This is a genomic window from Desulfotalea psychrophila LSv54 (assembly GCF_000025945.1).
In the GTDB taxonomy this organism is placed as follows: domain Bacteria; phylum Desulfobacterota; class Desulfobulbia; order Desulfobulbales; family Desulfocapsaceae; genus Desulfotalea; species Desulfotalea psychrophila.
This window is the reverse complement of sequence record NC_006138.1, coordinates 1808725-1831076: the sequence shown is the minus strand read 5'-3', so window position 1 is coordinate 1831076 and position 22352 is coordinate 1808725. Positions and strand designations below refer to the sequence as shown.

Here is a 22352-nt window from a genome sequence, read left to right as displayed (position 1 = left end):
ACTCAGTATAGCATAACTTTTTCTAGAATTGTCCTTTTTTTAGATAATTATCACTCTTTTTTCCTCAAACAAACATTTCTTCTTGAAAAACGATTATACTCAGGGCATTAATATCATTGAAAATGAAAATATCTCTTATCGCCATCTCAGCTTATTATTTCATACAGATGGGCTATATCTCTATCACCAACACATTAATATATTTATTATGGCTGATGACTTTGGTTCTATTTCCATAGACGCACCAGAAACACGTACAAAAAAAACCAGCAAACAGATAAAAAAGACAGGCCATAGCCCAAAGCCTCCTTCGAGCCCTCCTGCCAAAAAGAGAAAGAGGGGCAGGGCCCTGCCCATACTGTTCTTCACATTGGCCCTTCTCTTGGCCAGTTACTCTCTCTTGGGCTTTTTTGCTGTCCCCTACTATATTAAAAATGTCCTGCCAGAATATGTCGCAGCCCACAGCGAATTCAAACTTGAAATTGAAGAGGTAAAGGCAAATCCATTTTCCTTTGAAATCTCAATAATAAAGGCAGAGATAAAAAAACCTGGTGCCAACAACCACCAAGCCCCCCTCCTTAGCATAGACAGCCTCTCCACCGCAATTGAGCCCTTGGGATTACTCCATAAGAAATTCACCAGCCGAAGGAGCACACTCAATGGAGTCCACCTCGCGCTAAAAAAAGAGGGGGCTAATCTTTATAATTTCGGCTCTCTCTTCAAGGATAAAAACGGAAAATTAATAACCAATATTGCAGCTATAAAAGAGTCTCTCTTCTTATTTTCTTTTAATAATATTGTCATGGAAAATGGAAGCTTTGTTTTCCAAGACATTCCTGGAAAACAAACACACCATGGCAAGGATATAAAAATATCCCTGCCAACAATAAACAACTTCGACTCCGGAACAGAGATCACCACGAAACCGTATTTTTCTGCCATTATTAATGGCAGTCCCATTCATTTCAGCAAAAACAGTTATGGGAAAGATTCCCGAATTAGCTGCGAGGTAAAAGATCTTGATCTGCCCCTCTACTTCAGCTACCTGCCCCTTCATATTCCCTTTGAAATAAAAAGCGGTCTTGGCACAGGTTCCATTGACCTATTTTTCAACTCCACAGAAAATTCGGTGGAAACCCTTACTCTGGGCATGAACATTACGGCAACCAATATTACTCTGCGCCATAATTCAAAAAAGGCCAGCATCAATATTCCAAGGTCTCAAATAAGGGCTGAATTCCAACCTCTTTCAAGAAACACCCTGATCAAAGATTTTCAACTGGAGCAACCAAGCCTACAGCTACCAAAGGGTTTCGCCATTAAAGATATAGGCATACTCCTGCCAGATGAAAAAGCAGGACAGCAGGAGAGAGAGACTGTCGTAGTAGAAAAAATTACTATAAAAAATGGCAGCTTAAGTCTTGGCCAGGAAGCCAAGGTAAAAACAATCAACCTCTTCCTGCAAAACTGGAGCAATAGCGACGACTCCTCCCCCGCCCAATTAAATATAGAGGCCCAGACATCCCAAGCTCAGCTCTCTTGGCAGGGCAAGATCAAGAAGAAGAGTGCCGAGGGTAGAATCGAACTGAAAAATTTTTCCCTTAATGATTTTTTTCAATATGCAGGAATTACCTCAGGAAAAGGCGATCACGGCAGAGGCATACTCAGCGGACAGCTGGATATCACCGGGGACAAGAACTCTCTTTTCTCTCTGCGTTTGGGCGAAGGCAAGATCAAATTCAACAGTGTAGTGCTACAGGATAGGGGCAAAGACTGGCTCACAGCCCCCATAGTCACCATGTCTGGGGTAAACCTGTCTCCCATGAACAGAACACTGGGAGATATCTCCATAGAGAGGGCGACGCTCAACATTAATAACAAAAAGCTCCCTGTCCTCTTCAGAAATTTCTCCACCGGCCAGGATCATATAAAACTTGCCTCCCTACAGATAAAGGGTAAGGGAACGCTCACAGAAACAAACAAGCCCACAATCAAGCTGGCCTCATTCAGCTTAAAAACGGACAGGTTAAACGAAAAGCAGATAAATACAGATAACATTAAGATCTCGGCAAAAACCATAGATGGGGGATCCCTACAGGGCAGAGGGCGGACAAAACTTACCCCCTACTCCCTCTGGCTAGAAACAGAATTTTCTACCATTAAGGCAGAAACGGTCCTACCCTATTTCAGCTCACAAGCTCTTTTTCATAAAAGTACGGCACGCCTCTCTGGTAAGGGACGCTTCATACTGCCCAATACCTCCTTCAAAGGAGACATTATCGCCCAAAATGGCTCCATCAAAACGGGCCTGGATAAACGTTTCTCCTGGCAAAAAGCCTCCTTTAAAAAGATTCAATACGACAGGGCAAGCGGGGCATTAAAGATGGACAGCATAGATATCGAAAAACCTCTTATCAGCTGGGACAGAGAATCTAACTCCCCACCACCTTACCAGAAGGCTGAAAAGGCTTTTGCCAACCTCCTCGGGAAACAGGAAGAAGAGAGAGGGCAGTTTATCAATATCAAAAAAATATCCTTTACAGCTGGAACTCTGACAATCAATGATAAGCGCATGTCACCCACATGGAGAGAAAAGATAACAAACTTTTCCGGCACTATTGAGCCCATTGATTCGAAAAACAAAGGGCCCATTACCTTTAAGGCAAGCGGAAAAATAAAGCAGACAGCTCTAACTATTCATGGAAATATGCAGGTATTCGCACCTGGGCCCAGTAACGAATACACCCTGCGCCTGACAGATATCCCGCCAGAACTTTTCGCCAAGCAATCCCGTCTCCTCCGAGAAAAAACTCTGGCCAGGGGATTCAACGCAAAGATCTACGGACAAGAAAACAGACAGAAATCAAGCACAATTACAGATATAGAATTTATATCGCCATCCTGCAAAGACAAGCGACTTACTCTCCTTATGGCCCTGCTGCAGGGGCAAAACAGTCATCCAAAAATTTCAATTTTAAGCCAGACTCAAAAGGGAACAAGCGAAAAAACTCTACTGGAAGAGACAGAAAAATATATCAATAAACTCCTGATAAAAAGTGAAATTTCACCGTTTTTAGTGGCAGACAAGAGTTTTAAAGACCTTATAGACAAGAGTTCCATGCTATTTCGTTTCGGCCAAATAAGTCTCTCAGAAAAGGGCATGCACACCCTGATCCGCCTGCAAAAATTTCTCTTAGCCTACCCCCTTATCAATATTCAGATCAGAGGCGAGGCATCACTGAAGGCAGATCGCCAAGCGCTACAGGAGCAACTCACCACGACAGAGCGCAAACGAGTGGAGGCCATCAACAAAAAACGCTTGGCTAATTGGCAGGCTGAACGCAGAGGCCCGGAACTAGCAACAGACGAGGAGGGCTTCATTGAGGAAAATATCTTCATTCCTCTTCAGGCAGAGCCCGTCGATGTCAGCCACGAGATGCTTCTAAGTCTTGCTCAACAACGATCTGAGATGATAGCAAATGTTTTTACCAAACAACTAGGGCTGGCAAAAGAGCGGGTGAGAGTAATACGCGCAGATAAGCTCACAGAAAAATCAGACAATAAGGCTCACTTCTACTTAACTGCCAGAGAAAACGATTAAGCCCCTGCCAGAACTTCCATTCATTATTAAACCTTCTACTTCCAGAAAAGCCATACGCCTGGCAACAGCTCCATAGCGCTCTGCTACCACAGTAGCAGAGCGTTCCCTGGCGCACCTCTTTTTCAGCAACATTCTCTCATCAGGAGAGGCCAGCCCCAGGCTTCGGCCCTGCCAAAGCTGTCATGTTCTGGATAATTTTACTTGTCCATTGATGAAAAATTTAAGTTTTCTCCTAAAAAGAGCACGATAGGGCCCCTCTCCTTGTCCTAACCAGATCAGCCACATCTCCTTGATTTTACCAAATATTATAATCAGACAGGGTGACATCATGGCCGCCAAAACCTGACGCAAATCTACCGCACTACCTACAGAAAAGTAACCTTACAAAGCCTTTGACCTAACAAGAAATTTTTTTAATTCGTCCCTTGAATTGGCAAATTCAAAAGCCTACAATAGATAACAAGCTTAAAATGTGAGTAAAATATGACGCCATTTGTGATGCTTATCGCTCAATTATTTCGTCATAAACAAACCGAATCCGGTTGAGGCACAATCAAATACTCAGAAGGCAAAATAACCAGTAAAAAATCATGGACAAAATACTACAAGATGTCGTCAGATTCCTTTTTGATTTTGTTCTCTTCTACCCATGCATAATGTCTCCAATATGGGTCCTAGGTGCAATATACTACTATTTTCATTGGGAAAAAAAAGAGGACTTGGACCATACCCGCACCCCCGAGTTAACAGAATATCCATTTGTTTCAATCATTGTCCCCTGCTATAATGAGGGCAAGCACATCGTTGAAACGACAGGATTTTTAACAAAGCTCAACTATCCCTCCTATGAAATTATTCTTGTAGACGATGGCAGTACAGACAACACGGCAGAGCAGATCAAACATCTTGTCAATACCTATCCACAGGTCAGGGCCATTTACCTCAAAGAAAATCAGGGTAAGGCCACTGCCATGCGCTGGGGCTCTCTCGCCGCCTCCGCTGAATTTCTTGTCTGTATTGATGGAGATGCAGTTCTTGACCCCAACTGCCTGCACTGGCTTATAAAACAATTTTTAGAGAATCCAAGAGTTGGGGCAGTAACAGGCAATCCACGCGTCCGCAATCGAACCACATTAATAGGAAAAATTCAAATAGGCGAATTTTCCTCCATCATCGGCGTCATAAAAAGGGCCCAACGTATCTATGGGAAAATATTTACCGTCTCCGGGGTAGTTGCAGCTTTTCGTAAGGCAGCCCTCCACGACGTCGGCTACTGGAACACAGATATGGCAACGGAAGACGTTGATATCAGTTGGAAATTACAGCTGCGATTTTGGAATATCCACTTCGAGCCCAATGCACTTTGCTGGGTGCTTATGCCGGAGACACTGGCAGGGCTCTATAAGCAGAGGTTACGCTGGGCCCAGGGAGGCGCAGAGGTTTTCTTGAGATATCTGGGAAAAATGCTCAGGGATATACGATATATAAGGATGGTTCCCATTGCCATCGAGTATATGGCAGGCGCCATATGGGCATACTGTGTTTGGACAATCACCATCCTCTTCATCCTGGGACAGATCGTTGATTTACCAAATTACCTACAGATAAAATCAATTGTTCCCACCTGGACGGGGGCCCTTATCGCTCTTATCTGCTTAATCCAGTTCCTGGCAGGCTTTCTTATAGATCGGCGTTTTGAAAAAGACGTTTTTCATTATTACTTTTGGATCATATGGTATCCAGCAATTTATTGGCTTATCAATGCCGTTACAATTGTGGTGGCACTTCCCAAGGCCATTATTCGCAAAAAGGGAAAACTTGCTGTCTGGGACAGCCCTGACAGGGGAGAACACAATGAATAATATTTTAACCCCAAAGGAGCTTGTTGTTGACACATACCAACGACAGCCAAGAATTTACCGGTGGTTTGCCCTCCTGTTCACCGGTCTCTGCTGGCTGGTATGGATGATCCTCTGGTTTCCCGTCTACACAGTCGTTTTAAAATTCCTCACAGGACAAACAACCTTAGATCTGTTCTTTCAAAACGAAACAAATGAAATATTTTTTGCCAACGCCCTGAACTATATCATAATTATAGGGGTATTTTTCTTCATTTACCTTATCTGGGCCCAGTATAATTTAAGAAGATACGGGAAATCAGAGAGGAGGCAGCATACCAACAGCATAATAATAGAAGAAGAGGCAACATTTTTTCACATTGATCCCAGTCGAGCCCAGGAAATCCGAAAAAACAAAGAAATTTTCTTATACGAAGAGCTATGAAAAATACCAAAGCAAGAAAAGCCAAAGGAAGATATCTAGCCCAGATATATTTTGTCATATTCTCCATCTTTTTTGCGTTCCTGTCTCCCTGCCAGGCGCAGCTCTCCCCGGCGGATAGGACAGAATGGCAAAGGGCAGTAGTCGAGGCCCGAGCAGGGCAGACCAAAGAGAACATCCCGGTTCTTACCCGCTTACTCCGGCTACACCCCGATGACCGCCCCCTATACAATGATCTCATCGTCGTTCTCAGCTGGGATCAACAGGACCAAAGGGCCATAGATCTCTACCTGAAAAAAGATAGCGCAGGCTATCCCGACTTTGTTTGGCATGCTGTGATCAAATCGTGCCGGAGACTGGGACAAAATGATCTCGCCCTCAGTATCGTTGAAAAACAGCTGCGAATAGCCCCCCATAACCCCAAGGGCCTGCTCAGTCAGGCCAAAATACTCCTCGACAATCAACGACCCGAGTATGCCCAGTCTATCCTAGCCCTCTATCCAAAAATATATCCTAAAAACAAGGACTGGTACAGTATTGACGCTCGTCTCCAGCTGAGTCAAAAGAACTGGCTAGCTGCCCTGTCCGATATTGAGCAGGTGCTTACCCTCGATCCAGATAATACTGAGGCAAAACAAAGAAAAAGGTTGATCCTGGAAAGCCTGAAAGCACCCTATGCAATCGGGTCCCCTGAAAAATATGCCACGAACGGCAATGAAAAGGCACGCCTGCTCATGCTCCGGGCTGCTGTCCTCCTTAAGTGGTGCGAAGATGTTGCAACCAGCAGAGAAGAGGCTATTCGCTGGGCAAGCAGAGCCCTTATACTACAAATGGATGGTTTAAGTCTCGTCTCAGAGGGTAATGAGATCACCAGAAGAGCACTCCTCGCTGACATGATGATGAGCTATAATATCCTTCACTACTACTGTCCAAGCATATACCTCCATCAGTATCTTCTCAGCACGGGAGATGTACCCCCATATGCCAATCAGGCAGCAGGCGTGGCTCAACTGGAGCTGCATCATCCTGAAAGGGCCATCCCGCTCTTCCTGGAAACCCTTGCCCAGGAACCGGATAACTACGATGCAAAAATCTCTCTCTTCTATGCCTATATCGAAAACGAAGAGTTTTGTAAGGCCTATGCCGTCATAGACCGGGAAAATAGCCAGGAACCCCCTTGGATAAACTTTTTAGACACAAACGAGCCGGGACCTAACGAACAGCATCTTGACAACCGGGTGCTTGCCATCCAGGCACGTATCTATGGCGACCAGTTGGCCTGGGCTTGGGACAACATAAGCCCAATGACCCATTTCGCCCCGGCAAATAGCGGCCTACAGGTGGTCCGGGCAGAAGTTGCCCGCTTCCGAGGCTGGCCAAGAAGGGCAGAAAAGATATACGACCAGGCCCTGGTCCTGAACCCTCAGGACAAATATGCCCTGGCAGGAAAGGCCGAATGTTATATCGACACCCACGAATTTGACAGGGCAGAAGAGATTGCCACAACCCTGCAAGAAACCATGCCGGAGGACAATGTCAGTAAAGATCTGAACAGAGAACTCTACTGGGCGACCCGCAATATGGTCTGGGCAGAGGCAACCTGGGGACACAGCAAAGGACCAGTTATTTCAGGTGATTACCTGGATGCATCGGCGGAGTTCATAAGCGTCCCCCTTGACACCCACTGGAACATCACGGCGATAGGCAAATATTCCTGGGGTGAAATCATTGGAGGAGAGGAAAGTTTTACCCGGCTGGGAACAGGGGTAAGATATCAAGATCAATATAAGAACATGCTGGCCTTGGTTAAATATAATTTCTCCACCGTCAACAGGGCGGGTGGTCACCTTCGCCTCGGCCTGACCCCGGACGATCATTGGGCCTGGAATATAGAAGGTGAACTCTTTGCAGACGACACCCCGCTTCGCGCCCTGCATAATAATATCACCTATGACAAGGTAAGAGGTTTTGGTTCCTATCGCTGGAACGAGAGCAGGCGCTTGGATTACTTCCTGTCAGCCGGCTTTTTCAGCGACAGCAACAATAGATGGGAGACAGGAATAGCACTTACCCAACGCATAGTTGACAAACCCAGATTCGACCTTGATCTTATCCTTGATCTCGACGCCAGTACCAACAGTGAAGGTGATGATGCCCCCTACTTTAATCCAAAACAGGATTTCACAGGTAATCTTACCTTTCGGGCAGAACATCTCCTCCATCGTCACTATGATAAAAGTGGTGTCCAGGTTTTTGAAGCTTCGCTGGGAATGTATCAGCAAAAAGAGTTCTCAACGGGTGCCATTGGCCATCTTCGCTACGAGTACCGTTATACCTTTTACCCACTTTGGCAGGCTGTCGTTGGTGCAGAATACGGACAGAACAGATACGACGGTGAAGACGAACCCAATTACAGTATAAATGCGATGATCCATGCGAAATTCTAATTATCTCAAAAAACTTTTTTTCTTCTGTTTTGCCCTGTTATGGGCTTCCTCCAGCTGGGCACACGCTGAGGAGCAGACATTCTACTCTATCTCCTATCATGATGTGGTCGATAGCCGCGACCAGCTAACATCGGATACGGTGACGATAGACACCTTAATTAATCATTTTGAATGGTTAAAGGCAAACGACTATCATCCGATCAGCGTTGACGATCTTCTTGCGGCCCAAAGAGGCACCAAGAAACTGCCTGCCAAGGCGGTGTTGCTCTCCTGGGATGATGGCTATGTAAGTTTTTACACCCATGTACTGCCACTACTCAAGGCCTATAAGTATCCTGCTGTCCTGGCTCTTGTGGGCGAATGGCTCTCGGCAAGCCCAAATGAAAGGGTAGAGTACGGGGCCACCACCCTTGCCCGGAGTCGCTTTCTCAGCTGGGAACAGATCCAGGAAATCAGTGCATCCAATTTAGTGGAACTTGCCTCCCACTCCTATGGTCTGCATAAAGAAATTATAGCAGATGCATACGGCAGCAAAATACCCGCAGCCATCGCCCATCAATACGAGGTCGCAACAGGGCAAAAAGAGACAGATAAAGAGATGCGACAGCGCATCTATGATGATCTTAAAAAGAATAGCTACCTTATAGCCAAGTACACAGGGAAAAAACCCAGAGTCATGGTCTGGCCCTTTGGCAACTATAATACCCTCTGCCAAAATGTGGCGGCAGACCTTGGCATGAAGATAGCCCTTACCTTAGATGATCTGCCTCAAGCCAATATATCCCAACTTAATGCAGTGCCCAGGTACTACCCGGTGGCCAACCCGCTGACGGAAATTCTCCGAGAGGAAATGCTCGTTAGCCAAAGCCAACCTCTCAGACGATTTATTATCGCCCCAACAGAGGAGATAATTGATACAACAGACCCTAAAGAACCTCTGTACAGTGCCTTTTTGGACAGGGACAAGTCCTTAAAACCCAGCGCGGTTGTCCTCGCACCGCTTGTCCAAACACCAAGGGGCAAAGAGGCACTCTTTACCAACCAGACATACCCTCTCTTTCTTAATAAGCTCACCCGCCTCTCTTGGTATACAAGGGCCCGGACAGGGGTCGCGACTGTTCTCTCGCTTGATGCTCCTCTTTTTAAAGCTGATAGCCCGCAGAAACTGACTCGCCTCTTCTCAGATATGGGAAAGAATAGCTTTGTCGATGGTCTTATTGTGGAAAACCATGCGGCCGTAGAAGAGATACTGGCAGGCACGACAAAACCAATTAAAATCACAGGCAACGAAATCAAGAGGCCATGGAATCCGAACAGCAGCAGAAAATTCCGTCAACAGCTCCTGAGTAAAAAACCCACAAACACCCTCCTGCGGGGAGTTGAGGCATTTCAACAGTGGCAACCATTTCTTGATATCGGAGTCATCATCAGCCCGGCCCAGATGAAAGAGAGATCTCTGGCCAAGACGGCAAGTCTCCTGACATACTTTGACTATATTATTATTGATGCCCGCACCGATGAGCAGCAGAAGTGCCTCAAGGCCTGGCTGGCAAGACCTGAAAGCAGACCTCTTTTCAACTATATTGCCGTCCTTTTTTCCTACGACCAGGAGAGCGATAATGGAGAGCGTTTAGCAGAGAGACTCCTGGACTTAAGCGGATATGGTATAAAAAATTGGGGCTATCAAATTGATAGTGCAGTACTGGCAAAACCTCTTCTGGAAAAAATTCGCCCTGCTATTTCCGTGCGAAATTTTCCAATTATTGCTAGATAGGGGGCAGAGAAACTAAGGATCTGTTACAAAATAAGATGGTCAAAATTTCGCTCAGGTTTGCGTCAGATTTGGTCGCGCCGATTGAACAAAACCACAGACGTAGCAGGGCTACATCGAGGATTTTGCGATTGAGAAACGATCGAAGATGGCCCGAAGCTGAGTTGCAAGATGTTCATGTTATTTTCTGACAGGCCCTAAATATTTTACCGCTATTTTAGCCCCCATAGAAGAGACCATGACACAAGAACTGAAGAAGAGTGTTGGCACCCTATATATTGTGCCAACACCCATTGGCAATCTGGAAGATATCACCCTGCGCGCTCTCCGTATCCTGGGAGAAGTCGATCTTATTGCCGCAGAAGATACCAGGCATAGCAAGAGACTTCTCAACCACTTTGAAATATCCACCCACCTTATCAGCTACTACCGCGAGCGTGAAAACGAACGCAGCGAGGAGTTGATTGGCAGACTGCAAAGAGGGGAAAATATTGCCCTGATCAGCGATGCAGGCACACCTGGCATCTCTGATCCCGGGGCCGTTTTGGTAGGAAAGGCCCATCTGGCAGGCATCACCGTTGTGCCTCTACCTGGCGCATCTGCTCTCACCACCGCCCTTTCCGCTTCAGGAATCACCGATTCAGGATTTCTATTCCTGGGATTTGCCCCATCAAAGGGCGGCCAGCGCCGAAAGCTTATCTCCTCCATAAAGGATTCTGATTACTCCGTTGTTTTCTATGAATCCCCACACCGGGTTGATGACCTGCTGGCCGATGCCCTGGATATACTGGGCGACAGAGAGGCCTTTTGGGCAAGGGAACTGACCAAGGCCTACGAGGAACTACAGTGCGATCGCCTCTCGATTCTCTACCAAAAAACTCAGGATCAGAGGGTACGCGGTGAATTTGTCATCGTCATCCACCCGGAAAAGCAGGAACAGGCGACGGGGGAAGACATTGAAGAGATGCTTGTCTGGTACCGCGACAATTCCGAACTCTCCCTTAAAGATGCCACCAGAAAACTGGCATCGGACCTTGGCCTCTCCCGTTCTCAGGTATACCAGCAGGCCCTTGCCATGTGGAAGGATAAGAAATAGGATGGCTGACATCTATAAACAGAGGGTGGCTTGAGAATTGAAGGCTGCCATAAGGATATCAGAGATGAACGATAAAAAGATATCCACCTGCGTACGTCCGGGTGGCACATTTATTTACGGAATTCACAAGCCAAGCTATAGCGTGGCAAACAGACGAATAGACAGCCAAAAGGCCTTTCTGGGCAGGAGCGAAGAAGGTGGGGCTGTATATAACGAGATAAATCTTCCCAACGGTGATGTCGTAGCTGAGGATAGTGATTGGGTCTTTGAAATAGCCAATCCCCTCCCCTTTAAGGGCGTCACCTATATCAACAAACGATGGGCAGATGCCAGCGCAGAAAGCCCTAAACGTTTCCACCTACCCGCAGCCAAGGCCGTTTCCCTACACCGCACCCTAACAGAATGTGGTATTGAGAAAACGCTCATAGCTGCCCTGCCGGCACCGTTGCAACTGGCCCTGGCCACCACCAGTACAGACCCACGGGATCTGATCGAGCTGGCCCATATTTCATGCGAGATGATATTTGAGGGTAATACACCAATCGGCCTTGTCTACGGAGAAGAGGCTGGAGGGAGGATACGCGCTAAGATCCATAACAAGCTCCTCTTGGAGGCCGTGGCCAACAATATCCATCTACCCGCTGCCTATAAGATTGCCATGGTCATTCGCCCGGGAGCCCAGGGGGCAAGCCCCATCACAGGGGAATGGCGGGAAGGGGAGAGTCACGCCTACGAGTATCTGCGGACAAACTCCTATATCCCCGGCGGACACTATGCCGCCAATATGGCCGAGGATGCCATCCGTTATGAGATGAAGGATTTCTCGGGAGCGGATATAAGGGGCCTGCGCCGTCTCTACTACCAACGCAGTTTTATTCGCCTTGGCAGTGAGCTTGATCTAAGCCTGACTGAAGGCGCGGCCCTGATGACAGGGGAAGAAATAGAGGCGTTACGTCTACAAATATTACAAAATATGGACACGCCCTCGACTCTAAAGAGCAAGACCAGCCTCTGGGGCTGGAACTTTGGCTTTGACTACGCCCCAAGCGCCTACCGCCTGCACGCCTCCCACCAACAGATCCACCAGCAGTATGCAATGATCCCCCGACAGGTCACCGCCTATACAGGCTTTGAACAGTTAGCCGCTGAGGAGCTTGAGTCCTATGCCTGTGGAGATCTGATTGCCCCGATCATCGATGCCTACCATGAGTTGTATCAGCGGGATTATTTTTCTGATTATCTGCAGGCTATTGAGGAGAATAAACGACTGGATGGGCGGGACGATCTTGAGACAGACCTTGTTATCTGGAGCAACGAATGGGCCGTGCTCTTTGTACCCAAGGCTCAGACATCCCAGTGGGAGCTGCAGGTCATGACCCGCCCCGATGCGAACGCTAGATTTGTCGGCAATATCCTCGAAGCAGATGAAAAGACAAGGGATGCCCTTGATACGGGGATCCTCACGGCCCAGAAGGCGCTGGCCCGTCTCGGGGCCAAAATGGTCACCTCCATTGAATATTCCAAGGCCATCGGTCAGGGGCGCAACCAACCTATTATCTATGCCCTTCTGCCGAGATTGCCGGAATCTCCCGGTGCCTTCAGTGAGGCCCAGATGCGTTTTATCAATGGCCACTATCCAGAAGATTTTGCCGCCGCCTGCCGCAACGCACTCCAAGGGGCTGACCTCTAGAGCCATTGGACCTTGTCCTAACGGGGACAAGGTCCAACAGAAATCCTACTGGTCAATAATCGTAGTCAAAACGCGCGACTGTTGCAGCACCTTTTGCAGAGCCCTCTGCCTCTGAACATTAATAACAATTGGCCCACTAATATTTGCATTGAGTCCCGCATATTGGCCCTCTCCCTTACTGACAATAAGAAAGATGGCAAGTTGCATGGGCTCTTCTGCTTGGAGCAGAGTCTGCTCCTCGTCACTGAGATTGAAATCATAGTGCAGACCGTAATGATCAGGCGCGACCAGGGTAAAGGTAACCGCTGCATCATCACAGGACTCCAGCCAATAGATGGCAAGACCATTTGTCTCTTTATGAAAAATCCGATACTCTTTAAAATCCTCAAATCCGGGAATACCCTCCGGAAAAAAAAGAATCTTTTCAAAATTAACGCTTGGAGCGGCTACTCTCTCTTTCACAGATGTCATAATTTTTTTCTCCTGTACTAGATGGGTGACTCGACTATAAAATCTTTTTCTTATTATCGTCCCACTGAATTGATTTATTTACCAAAAAAATTCCCCGCAATGATTAGACAGAAAAAAGAGTTTTCTTTCACAGCAGAAGTGTTACTATACGCAGATACACTTTCGACACTGACTTCAAGAGAGGATCCATAGAGATGAACAAAAAAGGTTTTTTTGGTAACTGGGGCGGAGTTTATCTTCCTGAAATATTAAGAGAGACATTTGACCGACTCGAAGAGGCCTACCAGCAGGCCAGAAATGACCCGAGCTTCTGGCAGGAATATCTACAGCTGATGTCCACCTACTCCTGCAGACCGACCCCCCTGACCTATGCTGAAAATCTCTCCAAACATTTTGGCGGAGCTCAGATCTATATAAAGCGGGAGGACCTTAACCATACGGGTGCCCACAAGGCAAATAACGTCATGGGACAGGGTCTTCTGGTGAAGAGGATGGGTAAAAAACGGGTTATTGCCGAAACAGGTGCAGGACAACATGGAGTGGCAACGGCCACCATGGCTGCCAAATTCGGTCTTGAATGTACCATCTATATGGGCGAGGTGGATGTGCAGCGCCAACGGCCCAATGTTTTCTGGATGGAGAAGATGGGGGCCACCGTAGTGCCGGTAAAGGATGGCTCCCGCACCCTTAAGGATGCAATCAACGAGGCCTTTCGCGACTGGGTGAGCAATATCGATGACACCCACTATGTACTGGGCACAGCCTGCGGCCCCGCGCCCTTTCCCGAAATGGTCTCCTGGTTTCAATCCATCATCGGCACTGAGGCTCGGGAACAGATCGAGAGATACCACGGCAGGCCACCCAAACGGGTCTATGCCTGCGTTGGTGGTGGTTCCAACGCCATGGGCATCTTCCAGGGATTCCTAGAGGACAAAAAAATTGAACTCGTAGGCGTTGAAGCAGGTGGCGACGGCCTTGAAACAGGCCGACATGCCGCCCGCCTGGCCGGAGGAGATGCCAGCCCAGGCGTTGCCCAAGGGTATAAGACCATGTTTCTCCAAAACGATGACGGACAGATGCGGGAAACCCATTCCGTGGCGGCAGGTCTTGATTATGTGGGCGTCAGTCCTATTCTCAGCCATCTCTGGGAGGAGGGCAGGGTACGTTTTGAGGCGGCAACGGATACTGAAGTACTGGCTGCCCTGGAGCTGACCATGAAAAAAGAGGGTATTATTCCTGCCCTCGAATCAGCCCATGCCTTTGCCCAGGCCTTTAAGGAGGCAAGCGATCTATCTCCTGAGGATGCCATCGTCATCAATATGTCCGGTCGCGGCGACAAGGATATCTTCACCGTGGCCCACGCCTTCAATGACCCCTCCTGGAAGGAATTTATCATTGAGCGAGCCCGGGAATATCAAAAAGGCTAAACTCTGCCCTTAAAAACCGGCAACCCCTGACTGAAAAAAAGAACTCTTTCTCCAAGCTTACCCTGACAAAGAGTTCCTCGATAAAAAAGGTACGGACAGATGACTTTGGAAAAAATACTGCGCGAAAAGAAAAAAGATAAAGATATCCTCCTCATGACCCATATTGTCCTGGGCTATCCCTCCTTTGCGGCAAACCGGGAGGTGATAGAGCAGATGGTTAAAAATGGGGTGGACTGTATTGAAATGCAGATCCCCTTCTCAGAGCCCATGGCCGATGGCCCAGTCATATTGAAGGCAAATCAGGAGAGCCTGGCCCGAGGCACCCGGGTTGCTCAGTGTTTTGATTTTGCCCGGGAGATGACCCGCAAACACCAAATCCCCTTCCTCTTTATGACCTACTACAATATCGTCTTTAAGTACGGGGAGGAGAGGTTCTTTCAGGATGCCAAAGAGGCGGGTATCAAAGGCCTTATCGTCCCTGACCTGCCACCTGAGATGGGGGAAGACTACTTTGCCTATGCAGAGCAGTACCAGCTTGCCCCCATTATTATCTACGCCCCCACCTCCACCCCGGAAAGAATGAAGACCCTGGCAGGCTCAGCTACAGGTTTTATCTACTGCGCCGCAAGACGCGGGGTGACGGGCAATAACTCTGCTCTCGATGAAAACTTTGACAACTATCTGTCCAACTGCAGAGCAGCCACCACCCTACCACTGGCAGTGGGCTTTGGCATTAAATCCAAGGCTGATGTGCAGGCACTCATAGGCAAGGCCGATATGGCGGTTATTGGTTCACAAACCATCCGCCTGGTGGACGAAAATGGCCCGAAGGCAGTGGGGCCCTTTGTTGCAAGTTTACGTTAGAACAGGACAAAAATACGAAAAGAATTGACAGAACACCTCTTTCTCTGTAATTGCTATAGGATTGCATTCCTACATTATACAATAAAGGATGATCGGCGAAGCGACTATTTTCGTCACATCTGGTAGGTGTATCACATATTCCACATACTCTCTCTAAAGGCAATTTAATGAGCACAGATAATAAGACCCTTCAACAACGACGAGAAAAAGCAGCAGAACTTGCAGATCTCGGCGTTAAGCTGTACGACAATACCTTTCATCCCGCCCACAGTGTAGCCCAAGTTCTTCCCATGGGAGAATCTCTGGTGGCAGAGCAGCACGACGAAAGCACGACAGAGTATTCTGTTGCGGGCCGGGTTATGGCCATGCGCAAGTTTGGTAAGGCTGCCTTCTTTCAGGTCATGGACAAGACCGGCCGTGTTCAGATCTATATCAAAAAAGATGTGATCGGCGAAGAGATCTTTGCTCAATTTAAAAAATGGGATATCGGTGACATTGTTGGTATCAAGGGTCACCTCTTTAAGACCAAGGTGGGCGAACTCTCCATCGCAGCGAGTAGCGTGCAGATGATCTCCAAATCCCTCCGCCCCCTGCCCGACAAATGGCACGGACTGAGCGATGTGGAGACCCGTTATCGTCAACGCTATGTTGACCTCATCGTTACCCCGGAGAGCCGCGAAGTCTTCCGCAAACGCGGAGAGATCATTCGTCATATCCGTGATTTCCTCAGCGACCGTGGTTTTATGGAAGTTGAGACTCCGATGATGCAGGCTGTTCCAGGTGGTGCCACCGCCAAGCCCTTTAAGACCCATCACAATGCCCTTGATATGGACCTCTACCTACGGGTAGCACCTGAGCTCTATCTCAAGCGCCTGCTTGTTGGTGGCCTTGAGCGTGTATTTGAAATCAATCGTAACTTTCGTAACGAGGGACTCTCTACCCGCCATAACCCGGAATTCACCATGCTTGAATTCTATCAGGCCTATGCCACCTACGAGGATATGATGGATATCACCGAAGAGATGGTATCTACTGCCTGTGAAAAGGTGAATGGTTCCATGCAGATCCAATATCAAGGCACCGATGTTAATCTGGCACCACCATGGCAACGTATGACCATGCAGGAGTCTCTGACCAAGGTTGCAGGCATTGCCCCTGAAATCATGGCAGATGCCGAGGCAACCATCGCCCTGGCCAAAGAGAAGGGCATCAGACTCGAAGAGACCGCAGGTCACGGTAAGGCGATGACCGAACTCTTCGAACTTCTGGTGGAAGAGAAGCTTATCGACCCAACCTTTATCACCTCCTACCCAACAGAGGTTTCTCCACTTGCCCGCCGTAACGACGAAGACCCAAGCACCACCGATCGTTTTGAGCTCTTCATCACCGGTCGTGAGTTGGCCAATGCCTTCAGTGAGTTGAACGATCCCGTCGATCAGTACCAGCGTTTTGCCAAGCAAATTGCAGAGCGTGGCGATGACGAAGAGATCCATCCAGAGCTTGATCACGACTATATCCGCGCCCTGGAATACGGCATGCCTTCTGCTGCCGGAGAGGGTATCGGCATTGATCGCCTGACCATGCTTCTGACAGATAGTCCGTCAATCAGAGACGTTATCTTCTTCCCACATCTCAAAGCCGAGACAAAGAAGCAGGACAAGGAAGTAGAAAAAAAATAGTTTGATATCATAAGGGGATGGCCCTACGGCTATCCCCTTTCATTCTTAGCCCCCCAAATTGCCCATGTATGAGTGGTTCATCAGCCTGAGATACCTACGGGCTAAACACAAGCAACGCTTCATCTCCCTTATCTCTCTTATATCCATCGCCGGCATCACCGTCGGGGTTATTGCCCTCATCGTGGTCATGGCTGTTTATTCCGGATTCACCACCAGCCTTCGCGACCAGATACTCGGCGTTAACGCTCATATTATCGTCCAACAACAGGGCGGCAAAATGTACGACTACCTGAACGTGCGAAAAGAGATCATAGCCCTGCCCAATGTTCGGGGAGCAACTCCATATCTTTATGCCCAAACGCTACTGAGCAGCCCCCGAGGCGGTGGTAGCGGCGTGGTCCTGCGCGGTATTGATCCCACAACAGCAGTGGGCGTCCTTGGCCTCCCAGAACAGATGATTGCCGGTAAGGTAGACAATCTCACCGATAAAACAACTCGGGTGCCCAATATTATTATCGGTAAAAACCTAGCCAAAAATTTACGGGTCGGCCAGGGCGACAAGGTACGCCTTATCTCACCCTCGGGTCCCCTCACCCCCATGGGCGTCATCCCCAAAATTACCACCTGTCAGGTTAGCGGCATCTTTGAAACCGGCATGTACGAGTACGACTCTACCCTCGCCTATATGTCCATCGCCAACACCCAGAACTTTCTGGCAAGCGGTGACCTTGCCCACGGTATAGAGGTAACCGTCGACCATAACAAACTCGACAGTGCCGACCAAATCGCCGCCACAATTCGAAAAAGTCTCGGCTCACTCTATGTCGTCCGTGACTGGATGCAGATGAACCAGAACCTCTTTGCCGCCTTCAAACTGGAAAAGATCGGTATGTTTATCTGCATGGCCCTGATCATCCTGGTCGCCGCCCTGAACATCGTCAGCGCCCTCATCATGGTAGTTATGGAAAAGACCAAGGATATTGCTATACTAAAATCCATGGGAGCAACATCCAGCTCTATAATGAGGATATTCTTCTTCCAAGGACTGGTCATTGCCTTTCTGGGTACCGGCTTAGGCGTAGCGGGTGGCCTCGGCCTCTGCCAGCTACTCTCACGCTATAAGTTCATCGAGCTGCCTGCCAACGTCTATCCCATGACCACCCTGCCAATCCAGGTGATTCCAAGCGATGTGATCATTGTTGCCGCCTGCTCTATTATTATCACCCTGCTTGCCACCCTCTATCCTTCATGGAAGGCTGCTCAGGTTCGACCTGGCGAGGTACTCTCTTAAATGACCCTTTATACAGCAAAAGACATCAGCAAAAATTACCAGAGTGGCGATGAGATCCTCCCCGTCTTAAAAGGGATCAATCTCTCCATTGAACACAGCACCATGACCGCCATTGTCGGAGCCTCGGGCTCGGGCAAGACGACCCTGCTCCAGATACTGGGCACCCTGACTAAACCAAGCAGTGGCAAGCTCTACTTCAAAGAGTGCGCGGTGGATGAGAAAAACGAAAGAGAGCTTGCCGCCTTCCGCAATGCCTCCCTTGGCTTTATCTTTCAATTTCACCACCTCTTGCCCGAATTCACCACTCTGGAAAACGTCATGATGCCCGCCCTTATCGGCGGCAAAAACAATGCCGAATCAAGGGCTAATGCAGAAGATCTTCTTCGTCGGGTAGAACTGCATCACCGCCTGGAGCACAAGGTAACCAATCTCTCCGGTGGTGAACAGCAGAGGACGGCCCTGGCCCGAGCCCTGATCATGAACCCCGCCATCCTCCTGGCCGATGAGCCCACGGGAAACCTTGATAGCAGATCTGGAGAGATCGTCTTTGATCTCCTCAAAAACCTCGGACAGGAACGACAACTGGCGACCATTATGGTAACCCATAACAATGAACTTGCTGCCCGCATGGATCGTTGCGTAACCCTTCTCGACGGTAGCTTGCAAGAAGAATAACTTCGCCACAAAAAAAACAGGTCTTTAAATAGGCCTGTTCTATTTACATCTCCCCTCCATCTATTATAGAATGATTTCTAAGGGTGTGTTAATGCTCATCATCAAATAGTCAGATTCTTGTTCCTTCTGCCACCAATAAGCTTAGTTAGCTTGAATATATTCTTTATGTAGGACTATTTATACAGCTGTCCGGCGGAGAGGGACGGCTATTTTTTGACCAACAGAGAGAGGAGATTTAAGCTATGATGAAAAAGACCTTCTTCACCATCACCGGCGGCAGACCGATGAAAGAAATTGAATTCTATTTCAACGACAAGACAACAAATCTTCCCGTATATAGATTTCAAGATGGCCTGGGCCGTTATTGGATGGCGCACAATAGATGGGCAAAGCATCGCATCCCTTCAATAAACAAGCTACCCTAGTCCCTAAAAGATTCTTAACAAAGAGTCTCTATAAGGCTCTTTGCTGAGGACGGCAAAAAAGTGGCCCTGCATGCATTTTTTCTACGAGAAAATCACCTATATCTTCGATCCGCTCTATCATCTATGGGAGCATGAAAAGATACATAGAAAAATAGCGGCCACACTTATGCTCTTTTTCATTGCCAGCATCATCGCCATCGAATGTAACCGGCAGGGATGGTTACCGGAAGGGATCGCCACCATCCTGCCTCTCAACCACTTCTATGCCGTTCAGGCAGCATTTACGGTTGTGCTCATCCTGGAGGTTATCAGCCTTATTTTCAGCATTCCCCGCTCATTCTCCCGCTCCGTGGGCACCCAATTTGAAATTTTTTCCCTGATCCTAATGAGAAACGCCTTTAAGGAACTCTCCTACTTCCCCGAGCCCATAAGCTATGCGGGCAACGAAGAGGCCATATTGCGCATCCTCTCCAACGGTTTTGGAGCCCTCCTCATCTTTTCACTGCTCGGCCTCTATTATATCATCCAAAAGAGGAGTTGCGCTGAGCAGATAACCTCAACGGATCTCTATGCCTTTGTCGCCATCAAAAAGGGTGTTGCCCTCCTCCTCCTCACATTCTTCATCATTATGGGCCTGCGGAGCATGCTTAACACCCTGATGGGCATCAGCCACGGCGACTTCTTTCATGATTTTTACACCCTCCTGATCCTGGCAGATATTCTCTTGGTCCTCAGCTCCCAATGTTTTCAACCATCTTTTTATGCCATATTCAGAAACTCCGGCTATGCCCTGGCCACCCTCATTATCCGCATCGCTCTGGCAGCACCGCCTTTTTACAATGTCCTCCTCGGCCTGGCAGCGGCATCCTTTGCCATCCTCCTCACCCTCGCCAGCAATAACCTCTTCCACAAACAGGCCATGAAACATACCCCCCCTATCCATAGCTCAGCCTGATTAAAATTTCAGGACTTATTGCCTAAGTCTTCAGATTTTTGGTATCATTCTAATATCAGCTGTATACTTGAGAGGTACAGAGGCGATTTCATAGTAATTCATCAAAAAAATTCTGCCGCAAAACGACAAGGAGCCAATTTTATGTTAACACCCGATCAAGAAAAAATAATTCAACTGCTTCTAGAGCAGGAAACACTTCTCCACCAGCTCTACACAACATTCAGCCATAGCCCCCAATACAACAAACCTCTTTGGCAAAAACTCGCCAAGGAGGAAGCCACCCAGGAAAAATGGTTGCAACAACTTACCGAGGCCAGCCAACAGGGTATCGCCACCTTTGATGAAAATAAAATTACAGCGCCCTCACTACAGGCAATTCAACAGTCATTGAAACAGGCGATTCGCCAGGCAGAAACGGGAGAACTGGATGAAAGAAGGGCCTTAATCCAGGCAGCCTCCTTCCAGCGGGCAGTAATAGAAAATGATATTTTTTCCAGCTTTTCAGACATATCTCCTGCGGCAGAAAAGGCCTTAGAGCAACTCAAAAAACAACCCCTCGGCCACCTTCAACAGGTTGAGGCACTCTACGCCCTGCTCATCCTGTCAGCTGAGGAGTAGTAGCTTACGGCGCAGAAAAGGGCTCACTAGCCCCTTATCTGCGCCTATAGCTAACTTAATAAAAGCCTTTAACTCGGGCAAGGTCTCCATCCCCAAGTTAATAAACGGCAGAGATCTAAACCGCAAAGCGTCCCGTTATCCACACTCCGGACGCCACTTGACTATCATCATCGATGGCTTAAGGTTTCAGGCTAACTAAGCCTCTCCATCTTTTGTATTATTTTAAGATCAGCTGTATAATCGAGAAGATAGGGACGAGTTCACAATAGTTCATTAAAAAATGAGGAGCTCTTATGTTAACATCGGATCAAGAAGAAATAATCGCCCTACTCATTGAACAGGAGACCCTCCTCCAGCGTCTCTACACGATCTTCGCAGAGAAACTCCAAAACAACAAAGACCTGTGGCTCGGCCTCGCAAAAGAGGAGGAAAAGCATGCGCAATGGTTAAAACAACTGGCCAAGGCAACAGAGCAGGGCATCACCATCTTTGATGGGGCCAAAATAACAGCACCAAGTCTCAAGGTATTTCAAAAATTATTACTGCAGACAATTTCCCAGGCTAAAGCGGGAGAGATAGATGATCAAAGAGCACTTATGCAGGCAGCCTCCTTTGAACGAGCCCTGATTGAAAAAAATATTTTTACAAGCTTCACCGGTGCCTCAGCAGCCACGGAGAAGACCATGGAACTCTTAAGAGAAGAGACAGACGATCATCTGCAACAGATAGAGGCTATCTACGCCCAGGATACCTTGGACACAGACAAGTAGCTATCAGCTATCAGCTATCAGCTATCAGCTTTAAGAAAAAAGCAATTAACTGCTGCTTGCAAGATACAAAGAAAAAATATTTAAAAGTTATTACGTTCTCTTTCCATTTTTATAGTTTCTTATGTTGGCTAGGCAAGAGTGATGCGAACAGTGAGTCGGCGGAGGCATGAGCTTTCACTACTAGTAGCCGAGAACACGAGATACGAAACACGAGACACTTTTGTATCCTCGATTAACGCTTTTGCTAATGCTCTTTCTGTCAGCTAATGGCTTACAGCTTGCTACTCCACTG

Annotated in this window: 17 protein-coding genes; 16 read left to right on the top strand and 1 reads right to left on the bottom strand. The window is 47.9% G+C overall.

The window, feature by feature from the left end; translation table 11 throughout:
- Positions 1–82: 82 nt before the first annotated feature.
- From DP_RS08320 to DP_RS08290, 7 genes are all read left to right on the top strand, one after another.
- Positions 83–3601 carry a DUF748 domain-containing protein gene (locus DP_RS08320; protein WP_041277799.1) on the top strand — a complete coding sequence of 1173 codons (3519 nt, stop codon included), beginning with the start codon at positions 83–85 and terminating at the stop codon, positions 3599–3601.
- Between the two features lie 590 nt (positions 3602–4191).
- The gene (gene pgaC, locus DP_RS08315; protein WP_011188878.1) at positions 4192–5463 is read left to right on the top strand and encodes a poly-beta-1,6-N-acetyl-D-glucosamine synthase; all 1272 of its coding nucleotides are present in this window, start codon (positions 4192–4194) and stop codon (positions 5461–5463) included.
- A complete protein-coding gene (pgaD, locus tag DP_RS08310) occupies positions 5456–5884 on the top strand; it encodes a poly-beta-1,6-N-acetyl-D-glucosamine biosynthesis protein PgaD (RefSeq protein ID WP_041277798.1) in 429 nt (142 codons plus the stop codon). The genes pgaC and pgaD overlap by 8 nt, the downstream gene beginning before the upstream one ends.
- Positions 5881–8328: a poly-beta-1,6 N-acetyl-D-glucosamine export porin PgaA gene (gene pgaA / locus DP_RS08305; RefSeq protein ID WP_011188877.1), complete on the top strand. Its 2448-nt coding sequence runs from the start codon at positions 5881–5883 to the stop codon at positions 8326–8328. The genes pgaD and pgaA overlap by 4 nt, the downstream gene beginning before the upstream one ends.
- Positions 8315–10102 carry a poly-beta-1,6-N-acetyl-D-glucosamine N-deacetylase PgaB gene (pgaB, locus tag DP_RS08300; protein ID WP_011188876.1) on the top strand — a complete coding sequence of 596 codons (1788 nt, stop codon included), beginning with the start codon at positions 8315–8317 and terminating at the stop codon, positions 10100–10102. The genes pgaA and pgaB overlap by 14 nt, the downstream gene beginning before the upstream one ends.
- 235 nt (positions 10103–10337) lie before the next feature.
- Positions 10338–11195, top strand: a complete 858-nt coding sequence (gene rsmI, locus DP_RS08295) for a 16S rRNA (cytidine(1402)-2'-O)-methyltransferase (RefSeq protein WP_011188875.1) — start codon at positions 10338–10340, stop codon at positions 11193–11195.
- 64 nt (positions 11196–11259) lie between these two features.
- Complete coding sequence (locus tag DP_RS08290) at positions 11260–12885, top strand: hypothetical protein (protein WP_041277797.1); 1626 nt, start codon at positions 11260–11262, stop codon at positions 12883–12885.
- A gap of 45 nt (positions 12886–12930) precedes the next feature.
- Here DP_RS08290 and fliW read toward each other — a convergent pair whose 3' ends face one another.
- Positions 12931–13356 carry a flagellar assembly protein FliW gene (gene fliW / locus DP_RS08285; protein WP_011188873.1) on the bottom strand — a complete coding sequence of 142 codons (426 nt, stop codon included), beginning with the start codon at positions 13354–13356 and terminating at the stop codon, positions 12931–12933.
- A gap of 194 nt (positions 13357–13550) precedes the next feature.
- On the opposite strand from fliW, the gene trpB reads away from it, so the two are divergent.
- The 9 genes from trpB to DP_RS08240 all read left to right on the top strand — a co-directional run bounded on the left by trpB (position 13551) and on the right by DP_RS08240 (position 22060).
- Positions 13551–14783 carry a tryptophan synthase subunit beta gene (gene trpB / locus DP_RS08280; RefSeq protein WP_011188872.1) on the top strand — a complete coding sequence of 411 codons (1233 nt, stop codon included), beginning with the start codon at positions 13551–13553 and terminating at the stop codon, positions 14781–14783.
- A 99-nt stretch (positions 14784–14882) separates the two neighbouring features.
- Entirely contained in the window at positions 14883–15647 is a 765-nt protein-coding gene (trpA, locus tag DP_RS08275) for a tryptophan synthase subunit alpha (RefSeq protein WP_011188871.1), read from the top strand.
- Positions 15648–15814: 167 nt separating this feature from the next.
- Positions 15815–17326 carry a lysine--tRNA ligase gene (gene lysS / locus DP_RS08270; RefSeq protein ID WP_011188870.1) on the top strand — a complete coding sequence of 504 codons (1512 nt, stop codon included), beginning with the start codon at positions 15815–15817 and terminating at the stop codon, positions 17324–17326.
- Between the two features lie 64 nt (positions 17327–17390).
- Positions 17391–18617, top strand: a complete 1227-nt coding sequence (locus DP_RS08265; RefSeq protein ID WP_049785040.1) for a lipoprotein-releasing ABC transporter permease subunit — start codon at positions 17391–17393, stop codon at positions 18615–18617.
- On the top strand, positions 18618–19292 hold the full coding sequence (locus DP_RS08260) for an ABC transporter ATP-binding protein (protein ID WP_011188868.1): 675 nt from the start codon (positions 18618–18620) through the stop codon (positions 19290–19292).
- 242 nt (positions 19293–19534) lie between these two features.
- Positions 19535–19717: a hypothetical protein gene (locus DP_RS17935; RefSeq protein ID WP_156792239.1), complete on the top strand. Its 183-nt coding sequence runs from the start codon at positions 19535–19537 to the stop codon at positions 19715–19717.
- Positions 19718–19787: 70 nt separating this feature from the next.
- Positions 19788–20672 (top strand): hypothetical protein, encoded by an 885-nt coding sequence (locus DP_RS08250; RefSeq protein ID WP_041277795.1) that lies wholly within the window; start codon positions 19788–19790, stop codon positions 20670–20672.
- Between the two features lie 141 nt (positions 20673–20813).
- Entirely contained in the window at positions 20814–21290 is a 477-nt protein-coding gene (locus DP_RS08245; RefSeq protein WP_011188866.1) for a hypothetical protein, read from the top strand.
- A gap of 293 nt (positions 21291–21583) precedes the next feature.
- Entirely contained in the window at positions 21584–22060 is a 477-nt protein-coding gene (locus DP_RS08240) for a ferritin family protein (protein WP_011188865.1), read from the top strand.
- Positions 22061–22352: the final 292 nt, after the last annotated feature.

Bases quoted from the DNA above. Each gene is read 5' to 3' on its own strand.
- DP_RS17935 (WP_156792239.1), top strand. From the start codon at position 19,535: ATGATGAAAAAGACCTTCTTCACCATCACCGGCGGCAGACCGATGAAA.
- DP_RS08240 (WP_011188865.1), top strand. From the start codon at position 21,584: ATGTTAACATCGGATCAAGAAGAAATAATCGCCCTACTCATTGAACAG.
- lysS (WP_011188870.1), top strand. From the start codon at position 15,815: ATGAGCACAGATAATAAGACCCTTCAACAACGACGAGAAAAAGCAGCA.
- pgaD (WP_041277798.1), top strand. From the start codon at position 5,456: ATGAATAATATTTTAACCCCAAAGGAGCTTGTTGTTGACACATACCAA.
- fliW (WP_011188873.1), bottom strand. From the start codon at position 13,356: ATGACATCTGTGAAAGAGAGAGTAGCCGCTCCAAGCGTTAATTTTGAA.
- DP_RS08245 (WP_011188866.1), top strand. From the start codon at position 20,814: ATGTTAACACCCGATCAAGAAAAAATAATTCAACTGCTTCTAGAGCAG.
- trpB (WP_011188872.1), top strand. From the start codon at position 13,551: ATGAACAAAAAAGGTTTTTTTGGTAACTGGGGCGGAGTTTATCTTCCT.
- DP_RS08260 (WP_011188868.1), top strand. From the start codon at position 18,618: ATGACCCTTTATACAGCAAAAGACATCAGCAAAAATTACCAGAGTGGC.
- DP_RS08290 (WP_041277797.1), top strand. From the start codon at position 11,260: ATGAACGATAAAAAGATATCCACCTGCGTACGTCCGGGTGGCACATTT.
- pgaA (WP_011188877.1), top strand. From the start codon at position 5,881: ATGAAAAATACCAAAGCAAGAAAAGCCAAAGGAAGATATCTAGCCCAG.
- DP_RS08250 (WP_041277795.1), top strand. From the start codon at position 19,788: ATGCATTTTTTCTACGAGAAAATCACCTATATCTTCGATCCGCTCTAT.
- pgaC (WP_011188878.1), top strand. From the start codon at position 4,192: ATGGACAAAATACTACAAGATGTCGTCAGATTCCTTTTTGATTTTGTT.
- trpA (WP_011188871.1), top strand. From the start codon at position 14,883: ATGACTTTGGAAAAAATACTGCGCGAAAAGAAAAAAGATAAAGATATC.
- rsmI (WP_011188875.1), top strand. From the start codon at position 10,338: ATGACACAAGAACTGAAGAAGAGTGTTGGCACCCTATATATTGTGCCA.
- pgaB (WP_011188876.1), top strand. From the start codon at position 8,315: ATGCGAAATTCTAATTATCTCAAAAAACTTTTTTTCTTCTGTTTTGCC.
- DP_RS08265 (WP_049785040.1), top strand. From the start codon at position 17,391: ATGTATGAGTGGTTCATCAGCCTGAGATACCTACGGGCTAAACACAAG.